The following is a 19,124-nucleotide window of genomic DNA, read 5'->3' as shown; positions in this document are numbered from 1 at the left end:
CCTTGTTAAAAAGTGTTATAGCCGTCGCTTTTAAAAAGCTCTTTTTGTATTTTTGCGCCAAATTATTTTTATGAAATCGCTTTTATATAAATACCGCAAATTTTTTATTGTTTTAATTCTATTTTCGGTTGTCACTATATCTTTATTTTATTCGGCTTTAAAACCACAAAAAACGCTTCCCATTTACAACCCTTCTGATGTAAATCCAGAATTGGTAGACAGTACGATTCAATACAAAAGCAAATACCATACTATTGCCGATTTTTCTTTTGTAAACCAAAATGGCGACACCATTACTCAAAAAAATTACGAAGGAAAAATTTACGTTGCCGATTTCTTTTTTACAACCTGTGGCTCCATCTGTCCAAAAATGTCAACTAATCTTGTTGATGTACAAAAAGCAGTTTTAAACAATCCGAAGGTAATGTTGCTTTCACACACCGTTTTTCCAGAGGTTGACAGCGTTTCGGTTTTAAAAGCATATGCCATAAAATATGGTGTTGTTGACAGTAAATGGAATTTAGTAACTGGTGAGAAAAAAGAGATTTACACCATGGCCAGAAAATCCTATCTGGCAGTAAAACTTGGAAGACCAGATCAACTTTACGATATGGTTCATACAGAGAATTTTGTTTTAGTTGATCAAAAAAGACGTGTTCGTGGATTTTATGACGGAACCAATAAGGAAGAAATTAAACGTCTTTTAGAAGACATTGATTTTTTGTGTAAAGAGTAAATCCCTTATTTTTAGAAAGATTTAGCATATTCAAAAGTGTTAAATACCTTGAAATAAAGAATAATTGCCTACTTTTGCAATCTAAATTCAATCTAAATAAGCTTTGCAAAATACAATTCACACTCTGAAAAAAGGCGAAAAAGCCATTATCAAAGATTTTGATATCGATCTTATTCCTTTAAAATTATTAGAAATGGGTTGTTTGCCAGGCAGTGAAGTCGAATTACTACAAATTGCTCCTTTTGGAGATCCTTTATATCTTGACATTAACGGCTCGCATGTTGCAATTCGTATTGAAACAGCTCGTGAAATTGAAGTTGAACTTATCAAAACCAATTTGTAATGAGTGTTCAAAATATTAATGTTGCCCTTATTGGAAATCCAAATACCGGAAAAACTTCTGTTTTTAATCAATTAACGGGTTTAAATCAGCAAGTTGGAAATTATCCCGGAATTACGGTTGAGAAAAAAATCGGATTCTGCAAACTTCCGCACAATATTAAAGCCAATATTCTGGATTTGCCAGGAACGTACAGCTTGAATGCCAGTTCAATGGACGAAAGCGTTGTTATTGAACTTTTACTCAACAAAAACGACAAATTATATCCCGATGTTGCAGTAGTGGTAACCGATGTTGAAAATCTGAAGAGAAACTTACTGATTTACACACAAATAAAAGACCTTGAAATTCCAACTATTTTAGTCATCAATATGTCTGATCGCATGGAACGAAAAGGAATTTCTCTAGATATTCCGCTTTTAGAAGAAAAACTAAAAACTAAAATTGCATTAGTAAGCTCACGTAAAGGTTTAGGAATCGATGCATTAAAAGAATTAATTGTTTCGTATAAAACCATTCCGCACGAACCTTGCTTAAACGCTTCAGTAATTGATGAAGAATATTTCAAAAAACTGCAGCATGCGTTTCCCAACCAATTGTTATATAAATTATGGCTTGTCATCACGCAGGACGTTAATTTTTCGAACTTGGATCGAAATGAAATCCGAAGCACGTTTACTAAATCACATTCTGAATTAAAGCGTTTACAGCAAAAAGAAACAATCAAACGTTATCAATTTATAAATGATGTTCTAAAAGAAGGTTTAAAAATCGACGCTTCAATTGCAAAAGACGTTCGTGCAAAAATTGACCGCGTTTTAACGCACAAAGTTTGGGGTTATGTCATTTTCTTTGCCATATTATTTTTGATTTTCCAGTCGATATTCAGCTGGTCAACCATTCCTATGGATTTCATTGACAGCACTTTTGCATCATTAAGTGCATGGACAGCCAAAGAATTGCCAAGTGGTATTTTAACCGATTTGCTTTCTCAGGGAATTATTCCGGGTATTGGCGGGGTTATAATCTTTATTCCCCAAATTGCCTTTTTGTTCTTGTTCATTTCTATTTTAGAAGAAAGTGGCTATATGAGCCGTGTAGTATTTTTAATGGATAAAATAATGCGCAAATTCGGGCTTTCGGGCAAAAGTGTTGTTCCTTTAATTTCAGGAACTGCCTGCGCAATTCCGGCTATTATGGCAACTCGAAATATTGAAAACTGGAAAGAACGCCTGATTACCATTTTAGTAACTCCGTTTACAACCTGTTCTGCAAGATTACCAGTTTATGCGATTATAATTTCATTAGTGATTCCGAGTACTCGTGTTTTTGGTATTTTAAATCTTCAGGGATTAACCTTAATGTTTCTGTATGTTTTAGGATTTGCTGCAGCAATTATATCGGCTTATATTTTGAATAAAGTTTTAAAACTTCAATCAAAAACCTATTTTGTTGTCGAAATGCCGAATTACAAAATGCCTCTTTTTAAAAACGTCGGAATTAATGTTGTAGAGAAAACGAAAGCTTTTATTGTTGGCGCGGGTAAAATCATCTTGGCAATATCTGTTATTTTATGGTTTTTAGCTTCATACGGGCCTGGAAAAGATTTTAACGAAGCAGAAGCTATCGTAAAAGAAAAATTTGCAACGACAGCTTTAACAGAAGTTCAATTTGAAAACGAAGTGAATTCACAAAAACTTGAGAATTCATACATCGGATTAATGGGAAGAGCAATCGAACCGGCAATCGAACCTTTAGGCTACGATTGGAAAATCGGAATTGCATTAATCAGCTCGTTTGCAGCACGCGAAGTCTTTGTGGGAACTCTTGCTACCATTTACAGCGTTGGTGACAGTGATAACGAAGCAACTATAAAAAGTAAAATGCAGGAAGAAATTCATCCTGATACCGGACAAAAAGTATTTAATTTTTCCACTGGTATTTCATTATTGCTCTTTTATGCTTTTGCTATGCAGTGCGCAAGTACACTTGCCATTACTAAAAAAGAAACGAATTCATGGAAATGGCCTGCAATGCAGTTGGTCTTCATGAGTGGCCTGGCTTATTTTACAGCCTTATTAGCTTATCAATTATTAAAATAAAAATATTATGATTCAGGAAATTATAGCCTTTGCCATATTAGGATTTGCCGTAGCTTTTTTGATCAAAAAATTCTTCTGGAAATCTAAAAAGAAAAAAGACTGCGGTGATGGAAATTGCGGATGTAGTTAGTTTTTTTTAAGGTACAAAGAGGCAAAGGTGCAGAGATACAAAGTTAAAAAGCTGTTCAGTTGAACAGCTTTTTTTATTTTAAGTCTCAAAATACTGAAACTGTGACTGTAAACTGTGACTGAATACTCAATACTGAACACTGAACACTTTACTTCACCCCTTCCCACTCTGCATAAAACTGAGCAAGAAACTGTTCCATAAATTGATGTCTTTCGGCAGCAATTTGTTTTCCTTTTACGGTGTTCATTTTATCTTTTAAAAGCAAAAGCTTTTCATAGAAATGATTAATTGTTGGCGCATTATTTTTCTTGTATTCCTCTTTCGTCATATTCGTCAGTGGCGCAATTTCTGGATCGTATAACGCTCTGTTTTTAAATCCGCCGTAATTAAAAGCTCTTGCCACTCCAATCGCGCCAATTGCATCAAGACGATCTGCATCCTGAACAACATTTAATTCAACAGAAGAAAACTTCTTTTCGAAATTGCCGCCTTTATAAGAGATATTTTCGATGATGTTAACTACGTGTTGGATAATCTCTTCTGAAACATCTTCTGACTCTAAAAATACGCGAGCTGTTTTTGGCCCAATAGTTTCGTCACCATTGTGAAATTTACTGTCTGCAATATCATGAAGCAAAGCCCCTAATTGCACAACCACTAAATCACAAGCGGTATCATTTGCAATTAAAAGAGCGTTTTTATATACACGTTCAATATGAAACCAATCATGTCCGCCTTCGGCATCGTTTAGTTTTTCTTTTACGAAGGCAATTGTTTTATTTATTAATTCTGAATTATTCATAGTTTTTTGTGTTGGGAATGGGACGCGGATGACGCTGATTTAGGCGGATTAACGCAGATTTTTTAATAGTATCTTTTAAATAAAAAATGTTGATTGCCGTAGTTTAAAAACCTCAGCAATCAACAATATATTTTAATCTAAACTCTAAAATCAGAAATCTAAAATTAAAGTCTCGCAGGTTCCACCCATTTAAAGATATGCGATTCTTGTGGAATTACAATTCTCTCAGAGATTCTAGCCATACGAGCTGGTAATTTCATTAAATAATCACGCGCTTTTTCTGCTTCATCTGTCAAATTCGAAATTTTATCAATTTCCCATTTCGTGATTAGTTTCTGCATAATATCCACATAATCATTAGCGGTATAAACACCAATACGTTGTGCAGAATCTGAAAATTGTTCAAATGCAGAACTTATTTTTTGTCCCGATTCTCTCAAGAAATGAGCCGGCATAACGATTTTCTGCTTCATCATGTATTGAAAAGCAAGCATCATTTCGCTTGGATCAACTTGAAAAATTCTAGTTACAAATTCGCTATAAGCATGATGATGACGCATTTCATCACCTGCAATCATTTTACACATTTTAGACAACTTGTTATCGCCAAATTTCTTTGCAATCTGCGCTACTCTATTGTGCGAAACATAAGTCGCTAATTCCTGAAAACTAGTATATACAAAGTTTTTGTATGGGTCAGTTCCAGTTCCAATATCAAAACCGTCGTTGATCAAATGCTGTGTTGTCATTTCGATTTCACGCATGTTCACGCGACCAGACAAATACAAGTATTTATTTAAAAGATCTCCGTGGCGATTTTCTTCTCCAGTCCATTGTCTGATCCATTTTGACCATCCATTTCCGCCATTTTCAATCTGATCGATGCCTTCTACATCCATTAACCATGACTCATATGTAGGCAAAGCTTCCTCAGTGATGGTATCACCAACAAGCGTAACCCAGAAATCATATGGTAATTCTTTAGCAATTTCACGCAACTCTTTAACCTCTTCAAAGAAATTTTCTCCTTCAGAATTAGGCAAGAAATCTGACGGCTGCCAAATTTTTTCCACTGGAATTAAATACTGTTCAACGAAGCTATCCACGTTTTTTTCCAAAAACTGCATTACTTCTAATCTAATGTTTTTTATAGACATTACTTATTTTTGATTTGGGATTTTTGTTTTAGCTCGGACTAAAAACAAAAATCTATTTATACTCGTTTACTCCTTCTACTACAGCCTTTTCTGTCAAAGCCATTAATTCGGCAAAATCATAATCTTTTACTGCCATTGCTTTATGCGCTGTAAAAGTTAGACGGTTTCCTAAACCAACAGGAAACATACCATAGCGAACCATTTTCCATGAATTATTGATACTCACCGGCACAACATAAGCTGAAGGCGCGTATTTACATAAGATTTTTAAACCGCTTTGGGCAAATTCTTTAGGTTTTCCAGTCTTGCTGCGGGTTCCTTCCGGAAAAATAACTGCCGCTCTGGTGTTTTTTTCGATATATTCAGACAAGCCTTTGATTACTGGAATCGCTTGTTTAGGGTCTTTACGGTCAATAAGCACTGATCCGCCGTGTTTCAAATTGAAAGAAACACTTGGAATTCCGCTTCCTAACTCTTTCTTACTTACAAATTTACAATGAAAACGTCTAAAATACCAAATCATTGCGATTATATCGTACATACTTTGGTGATTTGAGACAAAAATAATTGGAACGCCAGTAGGAATAGTATCTACACCTTCGATTTTATATGTGGTTCCAACAAGATTGGTACATCTTAAAAGCCAAAAATTCAAGTAATCAACACTTTTTTTGTGTGCCTGATAACCAAATAGATTCAGGCAAATCCATTGTATTGGGTGAAAAACAACCAAACACAGTCCAAAACATAAATAGTAAATAACGGATATGGGGTACGAAATTATCTTTTGCATGCTTGAAAAATTAATTGCCAAAAGTAGTAAATAAATTTTTAGCGGTATAAAAATTGAAAACAATAACCGTTTTTCTCGTTTAATTGTACCTTTGTCGTAAAATTTGCAAATTTTTTCTGAATTAAATGAACTTCACTTACCCTAAAAATGAACGCTTAAAAAGCAAAACAACGATTGGATTACTGTTTTCTGAAGGAAAATCGGTATCAAAATATCCGCTTCGTTTGGTTTACCGTCAAGCGGAAGAAAATTCAGAAGAAAAAATTAAGCTTGGTGTTTCGGTTTCAAAGAAATATTTCAAAAAAGCCGTTGACCGAAATTACTTCAAAAGAGTTTTGCGAGAAACCTATCGATTAAATAAGCATTTGCTTTTAGACCAGCTGCATCAGCCCTATTCAATCATGTTTTTTTATCAAACAAAAGACAAATTATCGTATCAGGAAATCAACACCAAAACGATTCAATTGTTTGAGAAATTTTTACAGCAAGTCAATAAAGCAGAGGATTCTGAAAATAAACCAGAATCTCAGAATCCCTTATAATCAATCAGTTTGAAATGCTTGATAGAGATTAGTCTGTCCGAATAATCGTAATTGATGATTTATTCTTATTTTAGTACTTTATTATTTAAGATATTTCACAATTATGTATCCCTATTTCAAAAAGAAATTTATCATACCGGCTGTTGCGTCTGGACTTTTATTTGTTGGAGCGAGTTTCAAAGAAGATTTTTTTGAAATTGCCAAACAAATCGAAATCTTCACTACTTTATTCAAAGCGGTTAATACGAATTATGTAGACGAAACCAATCCAGGTGATTTGATGGACAAAGCCATTAAAAGCATGCTGGCAAGCCTAGATCCTTACACGGTTTATTTTAATGAGCAGGATGTTGTGAATTTTAAAATCAACAATACTGGCGAATACACTGGAATTGGTGCTTTGATTTCTCGCAAGAAAGACCGTTTGATTGTTCGCGAGCCCTACAAAAATTATCCTGCAGACAAAGCCGGACTAAAAGCGGGCGACGAAATTATTCAGATTGGTGATGTAATGATTGCTGATTTTAAAGATGATGCATCGCAATTATTAAAAGGAACCAAAAACACTAAAATTCAGATTAAATACCTTCGTCAAGGAAAAACAAATACTACAGAATTGGTTTTGGATGAAGTTGATATTAAATCGGTTCCGTTTTATGGGAAAATTGATGCCAAAACAGGTTATATTGTTTTGGCACATTTTAGCAGAAAGGCATCTTTAGAAGTAAAAGAGGCTTTAGAAAAATTAAAAGCTGATGGAGCAACTCAAATTGTTTTAGATTTAAGAGGAAATCCAGGAGGTTTATTAAACGAAGCAATTGACATCTGTAATTTATTTGTTCCAAAAAACGAAGTAATTGTTACAACAAAATCGAGAATCGAAAAACACAACAACACCTACAAAACTACCAAAGAACCCGTTGATACTGAAATTCCGCTTGCTATTTTAGTTAATGGAAGAAGTGCATCGGCATCTGAAATTGTTTCTGGAGCTTTGCAGGATTTAGATCGAGCGGTAATTCTTGGAAGCAGAAGTTTTGGAAAAGGTTTGGTGCAACGTTCTGTTGATTTAACTTACGGAACACAGCTTAAAGTAACGATTTCGCGTTATTACACTCCATCTGGCCGTTGTATTCAGGCACTTGATTATGCACACAAAGACAAAAATGGCGTAGCACAAAAAACAGATGCTAAAAACTTCAACGCTTTTAAAACCAGAAAAGGCAGAACGGTTTACGACGGTGGCGGTGTTTTGCCTGACATTGAGCTGGACGAAACAAAAATGAGTCCAATTACGAGTGCTTTATTAAAAAACGACGGTATTTTTGATTACGCTACAACTTACTATTACAAAAACCCCAATTTAGGAGACAAAATTCCGGTTCTTACTGATGCTGATTACGTAAGTTTCAAGCAATACTTAAAAACCAATAAAATCACTTTTGATACCGAAACCGAAATTGCGCTGAAAAATACTTTGGCAGCAGCCAAAACAGAAAAAATAGATGAAACCATTGCACCTGAATATCAGCAATTATTAGCGGCTTTAGAAAAAAGCGAAACTACTTTACTGGACAAAAATCAGAAAGAAATCAGGAATTTAATTCAGGAAGAACTCATCAAAAGATACCAATATCAAGAAGGTCTTTATCAATTTTATTTAAAAAACAATTCAGAAATTAAAAAAGCGGTCAGCGTTTTAAATAATCAGACGGAGTACAAAACGATTTTAAAAATGTAAAAATGAAATGAAACTTTGTTTAGCCCTATTTCTGTTTATTATTTACAATTTATCGGCACAGCAAAAACCTATTGAAACCATTTATTTTGAGTTTGACAAATTTGATCTTACTCCGAAACAAACCGAAGTTGTAACTAATTTCATTAAAAGTATTGACACAACAAAAGTTGAATCAATACAAATCTACGGATACTGCGATGATCGCGGTACAGATGAATATAATTTTAGATTATCAAATAATCGTGCCAATACGATTCAGAACTTATTGGTAGCTACTGGATTTAATCAAAGTAAAATCGTCATTTTAGAAGGAAAAGGCCGTATTGTAGTACGGCCTGACACGATCGAGAATCTTCACGAAACCCGATCACGAAATCGGCGGGTCGATTTGATAGTAGTAAAGCGAAACAGTTTTGGAAAAGGAATCTACACTTCTTTTAAAGACAATCTAAAAGTTGGCGACAAAATATATATTGAAAGTATACTGTTTGATATTGGCAGTTCTGTTTTAACCTCATCATCTAAAAAGGAACTTGACAAAATTGCCGAAATACTGCTTCGGCATAAAAATTTTAAATTTGAAATAAGAGGCCACGTATGCTGTACACCTGACATGTACGACGACGGAATCGACAAAGCCACCAAAGAAAGACGACTTTCCTGGAACCGCGCCAAAATGGTTTTCAATTATCTGAGTTCAAAAAAGGTATCCAAAAACCGAATGACATATCAAGGCTGTGGTAATAAATATCCGCTAGGAAAAGGAGATAAGTATGACCGCAGAGTTGAATTTTTGATTACGAAGACATAATAAGCATTCATTCAATCGAAATAAAAAAAAATCACATTTTTACTTAAAGCAAAACTATAAAACAAACTGATATTTCTTTGTTTTTTAGCTTTTTATAAAAATAAACAAAACACCATTTTTGTTAATGCAACTTTTTTGCGTTTGTAATTTTAATCATCAATTAGCTGAAAAATTAAACTCTTTAACCACGAATCATCTCAATATGTTCAATATCATCTTCAAGATACATTTCACTTGATTGAACAAAACCATGACTTTCGTAGAATTTCTTTAAATACAATTGTGCGCCTATCGTAATTTGATCTTTCCCAAAATTTTGTTTTATAGCTGCAATTGATTCACGCATCAAATCATGTCCCCATTTTCTATCACGATACTTGGCATCAACAACCACTCTTCCTATTGAAGCGTTATCAAAACTAATTCCAGCATCAAATAAACGCGTATAAGCGACAATTTTGCCGTCAAATTCGCCAATTAAGTGTAATCCTTTCTTGTCTTTGCCGTCAAGATCTAAATAAACGCAATTTTGCTCCACTACAAAGATCTCACTTCGCAGTTTAAGCAAATCATATAACTCATGAACCGTTAATGCCTCAAACGGCTTCATTTTCCATTTTAACTCCATTTCTATTTGTCGTTTTGTTTTGGGTTTCTTTTTATTCTTAAGATCTGCAAAATTACATCAAATAGAAATCCCGACTACAATTTGTAATCGGGATTTCTATTATTTATATCGAAAGTAAACGACTATTTTTTCTTCATGACAATTTCCATGCTTTTATATTCGGCGCCATTTTTTGTATCGAACATTTCCATTTTGCGAGTTGTTGGATCGACAATTGTGTAAAGTTCACGATAAGGTGCCTTTTTTCCTGTTATCGGATTTACAACTTCACCTTTTAATTCTATTGTTTTTGAAGCTTCGTCATATTTACCCATTGCCACCATCATTCCGGTTCCCATATTATCAATAAAAGTATTGGTGTATTCTTTAGTTACATTATTATATGCTATAGTACCTTTCCCTTCAAAAGGAGCTCCCATAATAGTCCCTTTGTAATCTGTTTCTTGATAACGCCCGCCAAGAACCATTTTTACATTTGCTGTTGCACTAGCTTTTTCAGGTTTTCCGTTTGGCTCATACCAAAAAGTCATATCGCAATTCCATGCTCCCACTTCGTCTGCCATTATTTTATGTGGCTCACCTGGAGTCGCGTAAGCCTGCCATGCCTTTACCTGCGTTGCAGAATCTACTGGTGCTTCAGCTTCAGCAATTGGTTCTTCGGTTTTAATACTGTCTGAATCTTTTGTTGTTACTGTTTCTGTTTTTACATCTTTTTTACAGGAAATAAAACTCAATATCAATACTACTAATATTCCGGTTACATTTTTCATAAGTATTTGTTTTTACGTTTGTTACAAACAAATTTAAGGAAAAATTTTTAGTTTCAGGTTTCAGGTTTCAAGTTTCAAGTTCTACACCTAATTTGAGGCTTATGCATTTTTTATGTCACCCTTAGCGAAGTCGAAGGGCGCAACGTAAAGGGCTTCGACTTCGCTCAGCCTGACACTACAATTAGGATCTGAAACTTGAAACCTTAAACATGAAACAAAAAAATTACTTCTTATCAATCTTAACTGATTTAATAATGGCTTCTAAATCCAGCATTAAATCACGTTCTTGATTTGATGGTGAGTAACAAAAACCTTCAATCACTAAAATTCGGTTATGTGTTTCGTCGAGAATTGCGTAATTAATAAACGGTCCAGCCATAAAATCGTTTTTCATTTCCCAGCTTCCTTTGGTTTCGTACGCCTTTTTTCCATCTAAAATTGTATTAGTAAAATAAGGCGCATAAGCCTCTCCTGTAATCATTCGCGTATAGGGCTCACGTCCTTTAATATACCCGCCAACAGAATCTCGCATTTTGACAATATCTGCAACAACATTTGATTTCTTGAAAGATTTAAGCGGAATCTGATAAATAAGCAAACTTGTATTGCCGCTTATAATATTCTTTTTGAGCCAAATAAAATTCTTTTTATGAAGCATATATTCGTAACCAACTGGAACTTCAAGTTCTACATGAAATTTATTCTTGATAATAGCCTGATTAAGTAATGATTTGCTATTGTCCTGCTGCACTTTTTCAATCTCAGCATCGCGAATTATTTTAATCATTTGCGCCGAGTTGAGTTCGATACTGCAAATAATATCATCTACCGATTTTCCATAAATCCGAAAAGTATTGTGAGGAAGTTTTGTACTTCGAATAATTTCAAACTTATCCGTTGCTGCTTTTTTTACCACAATAATGCTTCGGCTGTCGGTAACAAAACCTTCTAGCAAGCGTGCAGGATATTGATTTATGGTAAAAAGAGGCTCTTCTTGCGTCAGGCCCCAAACAGGCGATGCAAATTTATTTCTGATAGTGTCGCCAACTTCACCGTACCAAAGCTGATCATCAATAATAATAGAAATGGTGTTGGTTTTACCAGATACAGGCTGAGACTGTTTTTCGGTTTTTAAACACGAAATCAGTAAAAACGGCAGTATTAGAAATAAAAAATGGGTTTTATTCATTTTTTTAATTTATGAAATAAAACCCAAATTTAGATGATTTTTTTATTATCCGTTTATTTTAAGCTTCATTCCGGGTTTTATATCTCCATCTTTAATGCCATTCCATTTTTTAATATCTGAAATCGTAACTCCAGGATATTTTTTAGAAATGCTATAAAGAGAATCTCCTTTTTTAACGTAATAATCTTCGCTCATCTTTTTTGACATCGCGTTTTTCTTGAATGAATCTACAGAAGCATTTGATGCTAAAGCTGTATTTACATTTGCAGTTTCTTCAATAACAGGAACTTCTTTAGAAATCACTAGAGTTTTTCCTAAACCAATATTATTTGAAGGAAGATTATTAAGTTCTTTTAACTCCGCAATAGTCGTACCGAATTTTTTAGCAATGCTTCCTAAATTGTCTCCAGCGACTACAACATATTCTTGAGGCTGACCCGCATTTTTATCTTTATCATCAGCAGAAGCAATTGCTTCTTCCGATTTTTTCTCAACAGCAGGAATCGCTTTTGCTTCTTTTAAAGCCTTAGCAGGATCAACGTCCGACTTGATTTTCAAAGTTCTTCCTAATGCAACATTATTTGATTTTAAATTATTCCATTTCCTTAAATCAGTAATATTGACATCGTATTTTTCAGCAATTGCGCCTAAGTTATCACCTTTCTGCACTTTATAAAGTTGCATATCGGTATCAATTATTTTCTCAGCTTGTGGTTTTACTTTTGGAGCAACTTTAGAAGCCAGTTTCGCAGGTATAGTACGAATTGTCGATTGATGATCTACATAAGCATAAATTTGCTTTTCATTTGAAACAAAAGTGGCAATTTTATCTTTCGGAAGTCTCAGACAATGTTGTTCACCTTGATAATAAGGCACAACATTTAATTTATAAGAAGGATTTAAAAGCTGAATTTGAGATTGTGGCATGTCAAGCAAATCGGCGATTTGTTTGAAAGTCATTTCTTTTTTAATGTTCAGCGTGTCTGTTTCGAAGTTTTTGACAACAGCTCTTTCAGGATTAATTCCGTGTTCTTTGTGATATTCAAAAAGATACATTGTTGCATAAAATGCCGGAACATAACCTTGAGTTTCTTTTGGAAGATTACTGCGAATGTCCCAGTATTTTGTTTGTCCGCCAGAACGACGAATAGCTTTAGTAACATTTCCAGGTCCTGAATTGTATGACGCCAAAACAAGTTCCCAATCACCAAAAACCTCAAACATTTTTGTCATGTAATCACTTGCTGCAGCGGTCGCTTTCATAGGATCACTGCGCTCGTCAACATACGAATCGATTTTTAAAGCGTATTGCTTTCCTGTTCCGTACATGAACTGCCAAAGTCCTGTAGCGCCCATTTTAGAAACTGCTTTAGGATTTAAAGCAGATTCTACAACGGCTAAATATTTTATTTCTAAAGGAACATTGTTTTTTGCAAAAGACTCTTCAAAAATTGGGAAGTAGTATTCTGATAAAGCCATTAATCGAGAAAACGATTTTTTACGATTCTTAAGAAATGACTTTATTATATTTTCTAAACCTTGATTATACTCTATATTAAACGGTGATTTTTCGTTCATTGCCTGTAGACGCTGTTTTAGCAATTCTGTAGGCAATTCTTCATCAACCGTAACATCTGAATTAATAGTTTGAATATCTTTCGATAAATCATCATAAATGTCGAGGCTTGTTAATTCTTTCATCCAAAGACTGTCTGCTTTTGCAGCCATATCATTTTTTTTGAAAGTGCTTTTAACCGAATCTAGATACGATAATTTTACTTCTGGCTTTATTTCAACTTCTGATGATGCAGATTGCTGTGCAAACATTGACATTGAACATAGAGCTCCGACTATTATAGATATTTTCCGTACAATCATATAACATTTTTTTAAAATCTTATAAATCAAAGAATTATAAGATGCTTATTTTTGCAAAACTAAAAAGTTTAGTGTTTAAAAATACGCAAAAAAATGTTAATTGTGATATTTTAGTCTAAAATTGCTGCAATTCCAGGTAAAACTTTACCCTCAAGCATCTCTAGCATAGCTCCACCACCAGTTGAAACGTAGCTCATTTTATCTTCAAAACCGAATTGTTTAACAGCAGCAACAGAATCTCCTCCTCCTACTAATGAAAACGCACCATTTTCTGTAGCTTCAGCAATATAATCACCTAAAGCGATAGTTCCTTTTGAGAAAGTTTCCATTTCAAAAACTCCTAAAGGACCATTCCATAAAATAGTTTTAGATTCTAAAATTACTTTTTTGAAATTCTCTAAAGATTTAGGACCTGCATCAAGACCTTGCCATCCGTCAGGAATAGCTGTTACATCAACAATCTGAGTATTTGCAGTATTTGAGAAATCATCTGCGGCAACTACATCAACTGGAATATGAATTTGAACTCCTTTTTCTTTAGCTAATCTTAAAATTTCAAGTGCTAAATCTTGTTTGTCATCTTCACAGATAGAATCTCCAATTTTTCCGCCTTGCGCTTTTACGAAAGTAAAAGTCATACCACCACCAATAATCATATGGTCAACTTTGTCTAAGATATTTTCAATAACTGTGATCTTTGAAGAAACTTTAGAACCTCCAAGAACCGCTGTTACAGGTTTTTCACTGTTTTTCAAAACTTTATTCAAACTCTCGATTTCTTTTGCTAATAATGTTCCGAAACATTTTTCAGTTGGAAAAAACTGAGCAATAATTGTAGTCGAAGCGTGCGCTCTGTGTGCAGTACCAAAAGCGTCATTTACATAAATATCACCAAGTGAAGCTAATTCTTTTGCAAAAGCAACATCTCCAGCCTCTTCTTCAGCGTGGAAACGTAAATTTTCTAATAAAAGAACTTCTCCTGGTTTAAGATTTTTAGCGGCAGTCTGAGCTGGTTCTCCAACGCAGTCTGAAGCAAACTGAACTTGAACTCCTAAGATTTCAGAAGCCGTTTTCAAAATATGTTTTAATGAGTATTTTTCTTCAGCACCTTTTGGTCTTCCTAAATGTGACATTAAAATTACACTTCCGCCTTGCGCTAAAATAGCGTCAATTGTAGGTTTAGCCGCTTCAATACGTGTTGCATCAGTTACATTGAAATTTTCATCTAAAGGGACATTAAAATCAACACGGATAATTGCTTTTTTATTTTTAAAATCGAAATCGTTTAAAGTTTTCATTTGACTAGTTTTTTAATTTTTTTGAAAGAACAACAAATATAGAACTTTTGCAGTACTAATAAATTCGGATAAACTAAAAAATCGATAATTAAAAGAACGAAAACGTTATAATTTCACAAATAAATTGGTTTATTAAATATTAAACACAATTTTAAATGCAAAATTTACATCTACTTTACCAAAAAAAAACCTTTCCTGCTTACAGACTAGCAGAAAAGGCAAAAAACGAAACGAATAATTTCTGTTTTTTTATGTTTACTATTTATTTTGGAGAAAACAAATTGCTAAATTCTTCTGCACAGGAAACATTATGGTTTCAAATTCGTTTGTTTCTTCCGTATTTTTCGAAACCAGATAACTTCCTTCGACAATTCCGAAATAAGTTAAAAGTGGAGAATAAAATGTAATTCCGATTTTATGTTTTGATAAATCAGTACTATCTGTATTGATAATATCCAGCTGATAATTAATAAATGGAAAATAGTGGTTTCCCAGAACATCCGTAACGCGATGAAAACTTCCTTTTAACTGATCAACGTATCCGCTTGCAGCGATTCCGGTTAAAAAATGCAATTTTTCTGCTTTTTCATTTTCGGCTACTAATTCACGAAAAGTGTTTTTTGGATTCTCTTCCGAATTAAACTGCTGACTCTGCATTTGATATTCTTTGAAAGTATCTTCAAAAACATATTTATCCCACAAAAAAGTTGAAGAACTGTCGATAACAATTCGGTACGCCAATTTTATCTTTTTGATTTCCATTTCTCAATTTTAAAACTTTAATGGCACTTCAATAACCAGCAAAATTGCATTTTCAGACAAAGCTTCCCATTCGATGGTTGAGATTTTTTTTATTCCTAAACCGTCTTTAGCTTCTAATAGCCGATTTTCGATTTCAAAAGCTCCATTTATAATAAAGACAAAAACACCATTTTCGGCATTTTTTAAAGTATAAAAGCCCTCTTTTCTTCCATCATAAATTCCGATGAAACCCAGCGCTTTTTCAATCTCAAATAAAGCATTCAGCTTATTGTGTGCCGTGATATCAAACTTGTACTGCTGAAAATAGTTTTTAAAATATTGTGGGCTCATTTGAAAATCGATTTCAAGGTAACTAACATTTTCCCCGTCATATGGGTTAAATAGTTCTACTTCTAAATCATCATCAGCCGCTATGACCCGAATTTGATCGACACGCAAAAACTCCTCATTACCAAAATTATCCTTGTATTCAATACCGCCAAATAAAGGCAAAATGATCACATTAGTATTTGAACTTATAAATCTTGTAATACGTTGTTGGGGAGCAAGTATTACTTCGTTTAGAATTTTCAAGGAACCAAAGCCTTTTCTGGATATATCTTGGTAATGTTCAAAATTAAAAGTCGCAAAACGATTGTGCTTTGCAGAATTAAACACACCTCTTGCATCTGACTTATAAATTTGAGCTGGAATTTGAACGATCATTATTATAAAATTTTAAAACTAGCTTGCAACATTTATTGTATGTGTTAAAACAAAACCATCACTCACGCTTCCGGTTACTGTAGACATTTCATTGGCAACTGAATCTGAAAAAACATTATCAGACGCATTATAAGTGTAACCAGACAACCCTTTTTTATATCCGTTAGCGCTTGACGCGTTTACTAAAGTAACTGCACTGTTTGAACCTTCGGGAAAAGCAATTTGAGTAACTAATAAAGAAGTGCCGCTGGCATTGTAAACATGCACGTGAATATGCGTTGCCCGGCCTGAATACCAGCCTGGAAAAATAGAGGTAAAAGTGACCAATCCATTCTCATCTGTAGTTTGTCTTCCTCTTAAAAAATGAACCGAAGTGTAATTTACAGACTGCATTGAAGTTCCTCCATATTCAGAATAATAACCATCTTTATCGCAATGCCAAATATCAACTATAGCGCCTTTTAAAGCTGCACAACTCGCTTTTGTGTTTTTAATGGTGATTTTTATAGTAAAACCAACGCCGGTTCTATCCATTACGATATTTGATTTTACTAGAGATGAAGGCGTAATTGTTGGGAAAGGTCCGGCAGTTTCTGACGGAGAGACGGAGCAATCACCCGAAGATGATCCTGAACCAGAAGATGAACCAGAATCTGACGTAGCATCAGATGCGTCATCTTTACTACATGAGTTGATAATAGGAATTGCCAAAGATGAAATCCCGATTAAACCCAAACCTCTTAAAAACTCTTTTCTTTTCATTGCTTTTGTTTTAAATGTTATACCAATTAAATGATTAACAGTTATTTTCGAGTAAAATTATTCGAAATTGAAGCGTTGAAAAAAGTTTGAGGTAAACCACAAAATTTATGAGGTGAACAAAGAAAAAAATGTTTTTTGTAGTAAAAATAAGTCGGACAGAATCTTTTATTTTTTATCCAAAAGTGCAAAGAAAGCTTCTTCGTAACTGGCGCTTATCGGGATTTCAGCCTTTTCTATAAACAGTACTTTGTTTCTGATTTTCTCGATTTTTGCAATTGGAACAATAAAAGAACGATGCACTCGGATAAACTCCGTTTCTGGCAATTTTTGAAGTATCGCTTTTAAGGTCATTCTTGCAACGACCGTTTTTTGATTTTGAATGTGAATCTTCAAATAATCATCTAAACCTTCGATATATAAAATATCAGAAAACAAAATCTTGATCAAACTATAATCAGCGCGGATAAAAAGATATTGCTGTTCAATATTTTGATTTTGCAGTTTCCATTGCGAAAAAGCTTTTTCGGTGGCTTGCTGAAAACGGGAAAGCGAAATAGGTTTTAAAAGATAATCGGTTGCATTTAAGGTAAAACCTTCAACAGCAAATTCAGAATAAGCCGTCGTGAAAATAACCATTGTTTTGTGTGGCAGTTTTTTATAAAAATCAAGACCAGAAATCGACGGCATATTAATGTCTAGAAACAGTAAATCGACCGGATATTTTTTAAGATATTTAAAAGCTTCATCAGATTTCGTAAAGACTTTGTCCAGATTTATGTAATCAATTGTATCACACAAACTCTGAAGAATTTCTAATGCCAATGGCTCGTCATCTAATGCAATTGCTTTGATCATTCTAATTTTATAGAAAGGTTTACAACATATTCTTGAAGAGTATCTTCAATTTTAAGCTGATGTTTGTTTGGATAAACCAATTTTAATCTTTCGATTGTATTTTGAAGTCCAATTCCGGATTCAGACTGTACTGAAAATGTTTTTTTATTGGAAACGAATAACGTTAGCACTTCTTCTCTAATATCAATAGTGATACAAATTTCAGAAGTTTGATCTGGATTTACACCATATTTGAATGCATTTTCGATGAAAGATATTAAAATAAGCGGTGTAATCTGTTTTCCGAAAGTATTTCCGGTGACTTTATAATCAACAATTACGGTATTTCCTAAACGTGTTTTTTGGAGTGAAATAAAATTATTAATGTAGTTTATTTCTTTGGACAGATCAATAACTTCATCATTTGAATTGGTCATTATATAGCGCATTAATTCGGAAAGCTGTACTACGGCGTCTGGTGTTTTATCATCTTTCTTTAAGGCCAAAGCATAAATACTGTTAAGTGTATTGAACAAGAAATGCGGATTTATCTGCGCTTTTAAAAATGCCAGTTCCGATTTTACTTTTTCTTTTTCAACACGTTGCAATCTGCCTGTAATCGCAAAAAGCAGGCTAGAAATTACTCCAATTAAATAAACCAAAGCGGTATGCCCATATTGTGTTGGCGGACCACCTACGAAATCAAAAGGTTCTTCTTTTACAAAAGAGGGATGCGGAGGAAAATGCTCTGAAAATAGTCCAGGATTGTGTTCAAAATGTTCTGGAGGATTTCTGAAATCTAAAAAATTTCGGGCTGGATGATCTAGAGTGGTTGATATCCAAAGAAAAAATAAAAGAAATACAACAATGATGGAATAGTATAGAAATTTCTTTTCGGAAAAATAGAACCTCGGAATTAAGTAATAATAGTTAAAATAGAAAAAACAAAGAAGTGTAAAATAGATGAAAAAGTAAATGCGGTCGTGTGCATTTGTGTATAAATGCGGCAACGAAAAAATGGTATTTGTCGATGTGAAGGCATACGGCAAAAAAAGAAAAGCGAGGCACAGAACTATATGTTTCGCATAAAGTGAAAATTTTGCTTTCATAAATCAAATTTGATTTATCATTTTGACAATGCAAA

At 33.8% G+C, this 19,124-nt stretch carries 20 protein-coding genes; 7 read left to right on the top strand and 13 right to left on the bottom strand.

The window, feature by feature from the left end:
- Nucleotides 1–70: 70 nt before the first annotated feature.
- The 4 genes from EV145_RS03150 (at nucleotide 71) to EV145_RS03135 (ending at nucleotide 3,308) form a co-directional block, all read left to right on the top strand.
- A complete protein-coding gene (locus tag EV145_RS03150) occupies nucleotides 71–736 on the top strand; it encodes an SCO family protein (RefSeq protein ID WP_133523766.1) in 666 nt (221 codons plus the stop codon).
- A 103-nt stretch (nucleotides 737–839) separates the two neighbouring features.
- On the top strand, nucleotides 840–1,079 hold the full coding sequence (locus tag EV145_RS03145) for a ferrous iron transport protein A (RefSeq protein WP_133523765.1): 240 nt from the start codon (nucleotides 840–842) through the stop codon (nucleotides 1,077–1,079).
- The gene (gene feoB, locus EV145_RS03140) at nucleotides 1,079–3,178 is read left to right on the top strand and encodes a ferrous iron transport protein B (RefSeq protein WP_133523764.1); all 2,100 of its coding nucleotides are present in this window, start codon (nucleotides 1,079–1,081) and stop codon (nucleotides 3,176–3,178) included. The genes EV145_RS03145 and feoB overlap by 1 nt, the downstream gene beginning before the upstream one ends.
- Before the next feature lie 7 nt (nucleotides 3,179–3,185).
- Nucleotides 3,186–3,308, top strand: a complete 123-nt coding sequence (locus tag EV145_RS03135; RefSeq protein WP_208110888.1) for a FeoB-associated Cys-rich membrane protein — start codon at nucleotides 3,186–3,188, stop codon at nucleotides 3,306–3,308.
- A 148-nt stretch (nucleotides 3,309–3,456) separates the two neighbouring features.
- Here EV145_RS03135 and EV145_RS03130 read toward each other — a convergent pair whose 3' ends face one another.
- The 3 genes from EV145_RS03130 to EV145_RS03120 all read right to left on the bottom strand — a co-directional run bounded on the left by EV145_RS03130 (nucleotide 3,457) and on the right by EV145_RS03120 (nucleotide 6,060).
- Nucleotides 3,457–4,110, bottom strand: a complete 654-nt coding sequence (locus EV145_RS03130; RefSeq protein WP_133523762.1) for an HD domain-containing protein — start codon at nucleotides 4,108–4,110, stop codon at nucleotides 3,457–3,459.
- A gap of 164 nt (nucleotides 4,111–4,274) precedes the next feature.
- Nucleotides 4,275–5,267, bottom strand: coding sequence for an acyl-ACP desaturase (locus tag EV145_RS03125; protein ID WP_133523761.1), 993 nt, complete (start codon nucleotides 5,265–5,267; stop codon nucleotides 4,275–4,277).
- Nucleotides 5,268–5,319: 52 nt separating this feature from the next.
- Nucleotides 5,320–6,060 carry a lysophospholipid acyltransferase family protein gene (locus EV145_RS03120; RefSeq protein WP_133523760.1) on the bottom strand — a complete coding sequence of 247 codons (741 nt, stop codon included), beginning with the start codon at nucleotides 6,058–6,060 and terminating at the stop codon, nucleotides 5,320–5,322.
- Between the two features lie 125 nt (nucleotides 6,061–6,185).
- On the opposite strand from EV145_RS03120, the gene rnpA reads away from it, so the two are divergent.
- The 3 genes from rnpA to EV145_RS03105 all read left to right on the top strand — a co-directional run bounded on the left by rnpA (nucleotide 6,186) and on the right by EV145_RS03105 (nucleotide 9,154).
- The gene (gene rnpA / locus EV145_RS03115; RefSeq protein ID WP_133523759.1) at nucleotides 6,186–6,602 is read left to right on the top strand and encodes a ribonuclease P protein component; all 417 of its coding nucleotides are present in this window, start codon (nucleotides 6,186–6,188) and stop codon (nucleotides 6,600–6,602) included.
- Between the two features lie 103 nt (nucleotides 6,603–6,705).
- Nucleotides 6,706–8,343, top strand: a complete 1,638-nt coding sequence (locus EV145_RS03110) for a S41 family peptidase (RefSeq protein ID WP_133523758.1) — start codon at nucleotides 6,706–6,708, stop codon at nucleotides 8,341–8,343.
- A 7-nt stretch (nucleotides 8,344–8,350) separates the two neighbouring features.
- Nucleotides 8,351–9,154, top strand: a complete 804-nt coding sequence (locus EV145_RS03105; RefSeq protein ID WP_133523757.1) for an OmpA family protein — start codon at nucleotides 8,351–8,353, stop codon at nucleotides 9,152–9,154.
- 181 nt (nucleotides 9,155–9,335) lie between these two features.
- On the opposite strand, the gene EV145_RS03100 is transcribed toward EV145_RS03105, so the two are convergent.
- The 10 genes from EV145_RS03100 to EV145_RS03055 all read right to left on the bottom strand — a co-directional run bounded on the left by EV145_RS03100 (nucleotide 9,336) and on the right by EV145_RS03055 (nucleotide 19,089).
- Complete coding sequence (locus EV145_RS03100) at nucleotides 9,336–9,782, bottom strand: GNAT family N-acetyltransferase (RefSeq protein WP_133523756.1); 447 nt, start codon at nucleotides 9,780–9,782, stop codon at nucleotides 9,336–9,338.
- Nucleotides 9,783–9,904: 122 nt separating this feature from the next.
- Nucleotides 9,905–10,552 carry a DUF1579 domain-containing protein gene (locus EV145_RS03095; protein WP_133523755.1) on the bottom strand — a complete coding sequence of 216 codons (648 nt, stop codon included), beginning with the start codon at nucleotides 10,550–10,552 and terminating at the stop codon, nucleotides 9,905–9,907.
- A 223-nt stretch (nucleotides 10,553–10,775) separates the two neighbouring features.
- Nucleotides 10,776–11,741, bottom strand: a complete 966-nt coding sequence (locus EV145_RS03090; RefSeq protein ID WP_133523754.1) for a DUF4837 family protein — start codon at nucleotides 11,739–11,741, stop codon at nucleotides 10,776–10,778.
- A 45-nt stretch (nucleotides 11,742–11,786) separates the two neighbouring features.
- Nucleotides 11,787–13,619, bottom strand: coding sequence for a LysM peptidoglycan-binding domain-containing protein (locus EV145_RS03085; protein WP_133523753.1), 1,833 nt, complete (start codon nucleotides 13,617–13,619; stop codon nucleotides 11,787–11,789).
- Between the two features lie 110 nt (nucleotides 13,620–13,729).
- On the bottom strand, nucleotides 13,730–14,917 hold the full coding sequence (locus EV145_RS03080; protein WP_133523752.1) for a phosphoglycerate kinase: 1,188 nt from the start codon (nucleotides 14,915–14,917) through the stop codon (nucleotides 13,730–13,732).
- Between the two features lie 258 nt (nucleotides 14,918–15,175).
- Nucleotides 15,176–15,679 carry a hypothetical protein gene (locus EV145_RS03075; RefSeq protein ID WP_133523751.1) on the bottom strand — a complete coding sequence of 168 codons (504 nt, stop codon included), beginning with the start codon at nucleotides 15,677–15,679 and terminating at the stop codon, nucleotides 15,176–15,178.
- Between the two features lie 9 nt (nucleotides 15,680–15,688).
- Nucleotides 15,689–16,384, bottom strand: coding sequence for a hypothetical protein (locus tag EV145_RS03070; protein ID WP_133523750.1), 696 nt, complete (start codon nucleotides 16,382–16,384; stop codon nucleotides 15,689–15,691).
- A gap of 18 nt (nucleotides 16,385–16,402) precedes the next feature.
- Entirely contained in the window at nucleotides 16,403–17,146 is a 744-nt protein-coding gene (locus tag EV145_RS03065; protein ID WP_133523749.1) for an intradiol ring-cleavage dioxygenase, read from the bottom strand.
- Between the two features lie 165 nt (nucleotides 17,147–17,311).
- Nucleotides 17,312–18,001: a LytR/AlgR family response regulator transcription factor gene (locus tag EV145_RS03060; protein WP_133523748.1), complete on the bottom strand. Its 690-nt coding sequence runs from the start codon at nucleotides 17,999–18,001 to the stop codon at nucleotides 17,312–17,314.
- A complete protein-coding gene (locus EV145_RS03055; protein WP_133523747.1) occupies nucleotides 17,998–19,089 on the bottom strand; it encodes a sensor histidine kinase in 1,092 nt (363 codons plus the stop codon). The genes EV145_RS03060 and EV145_RS03055 overlap by 4 nt, the downstream gene beginning before the upstream one ends.
- Nucleotides 19,090–19,124 lie beyond the last annotated feature (35 nt).

It is taken from the genome of Flavobacterium sp. 245 (assembly GCF_004362055.1).
GTDB lineage: Bacteria > Bacteroidota > Bacteroidia > Flavobacteriales > Flavobacteriaceae > Flavobacterium.
Note: the sequence above shows the minus strand (reverse complement) of the source record. Positions and strands in the feature narration are given on the sequence as shown.

What these genes read in the sequence shown, in the direction of transcription:
- EV145_RS03095 (WP_133523755.1), bottom strand. Translation starts at nt 10,552, where the DNA reads ATGAAAAATGTAACCGGAATATTAGTAGTATTGATATTGAGTTTTATT.
- EV145_RS03120 (WP_133523760.1), bottom strand. Translation starts at nt 6,060, where the DNA reads ATGCAAAAGATAATTTCGTACCCCATATCCGTTATTTACTATTTATGT.
- feoB (WP_133523764.1), top strand. Translation starts at nt 1,079, where the DNA reads ATGAGTGTTCAAAATATTAATGTTGCCCTTATTGGAAATCCAAATACC.
- EV145_RS03130 (WP_133523762.1), bottom strand. Translation starts at nt 4,110, where the DNA reads ATGAATAATTCAGAATTAATAAATAAAACAATTGCCTTCGTAAAAGAA.
- EV145_RS03060 (WP_133523748.1), bottom strand. Translation starts at nt 18,001, where the DNA reads ATGATCAAAGCAATTGCATTAGATGACGAGCCATTGGCATTAGAAATT.
- EV145_RS03125 (WP_133523761.1), bottom strand. Translation starts at nt 5,267, where the DNA reads ATGTCTATAAAAAACATTAGATTAGAAGTAATGCAGTTTTTGGAAAAA.
- EV145_RS03080 (WP_133523752.1), bottom strand. Translation starts at nt 14,917, where the DNA reads ATGAAAACTTTAAACGATTTCGATTTTAAAAATAAAAAAGCAATTATC.
- EV145_RS03150 (WP_133523766.1), top strand. Translation starts at nt 71, where the DNA reads ATGAAATCGCTTTTATATAAATACCGCAAATTTTTTATTGTTTTAATT.
- EV145_RS03055 (WP_133523747.1), bottom strand. Translation starts at nt 19,089, where the DNA reads ATGAAAGCAAAATTTTCACTTTATGCGAAACATATAGTTCTGTGCCTC.
- EV145_RS03100 (WP_133523756.1), bottom strand. Translation starts at nt 9,782, where the DNA reads ATGGAGTTAAAATGGAAAATGAAGCCGTTTGAGGCATTAACGGTTCAT.
- EV145_RS03105 (WP_133523757.1), top strand. Translation starts at nt 8,351, where the DNA reads ATGAAACTTTGTTTAGCCCTATTTCTGTTTATTATTTACAATTTATCG.
- EV145_RS03075 (WP_133523751.1), bottom strand. Translation starts at nt 15,679, where the DNA reads ATGGAAATCAAAAAGATAAAATTGGCGTACCGAATTGTTATCGACAGT.
- rnpA (WP_133523759.1), top strand. Translation starts at nt 6,186, where the DNA reads ATGAACTTCACTTACCCTAAAAATGAACGCTTAAAAAGCAAAACAACG.
- EV145_RS03085 (WP_133523753.1), bottom strand. Translation starts at nt 13,619, where the DNA reads ATGATTGTACGGAAAATATCTATAATAGTCGGAGCTCTATGTTCAATG.
- EV145_RS03065 (WP_133523749.1), bottom strand. Translation starts at nt 17,146, where the DNA reads ATGAAAAGAAAAGAGTTTTTAAGAGGTTTGGGTTTAATCGGGATTTCA.
- EV145_RS03070 (WP_133523750.1), bottom strand. Translation starts at nt 16,384, where the DNA reads ATGATCGTTCAAATTCCAGCTCAAATTTATAAGTCAGATGCAAGAGGT.
- EV145_RS03110 (WP_133523758.1), top strand. Translation starts at nt 6,706, where the DNA reads ATGTATCCCTATTTCAAAAAGAAATTTATCATACCGGCTGTTGCGTCT.
- EV145_RS03090 (WP_133523754.1), bottom strand. Translation starts at nt 11,741, where the DNA reads ATGAATAAAACCCATTTTTTATTTCTAATACTGCCGTTTTTACTGATT.
- EV145_RS03135 (WP_208110888.1), top strand. Translation starts at nt 3,186, where the DNA reads ATGATTCAGGAAATTATAGCCTTTGCCATATTAGGATTTGCCGTAGCT.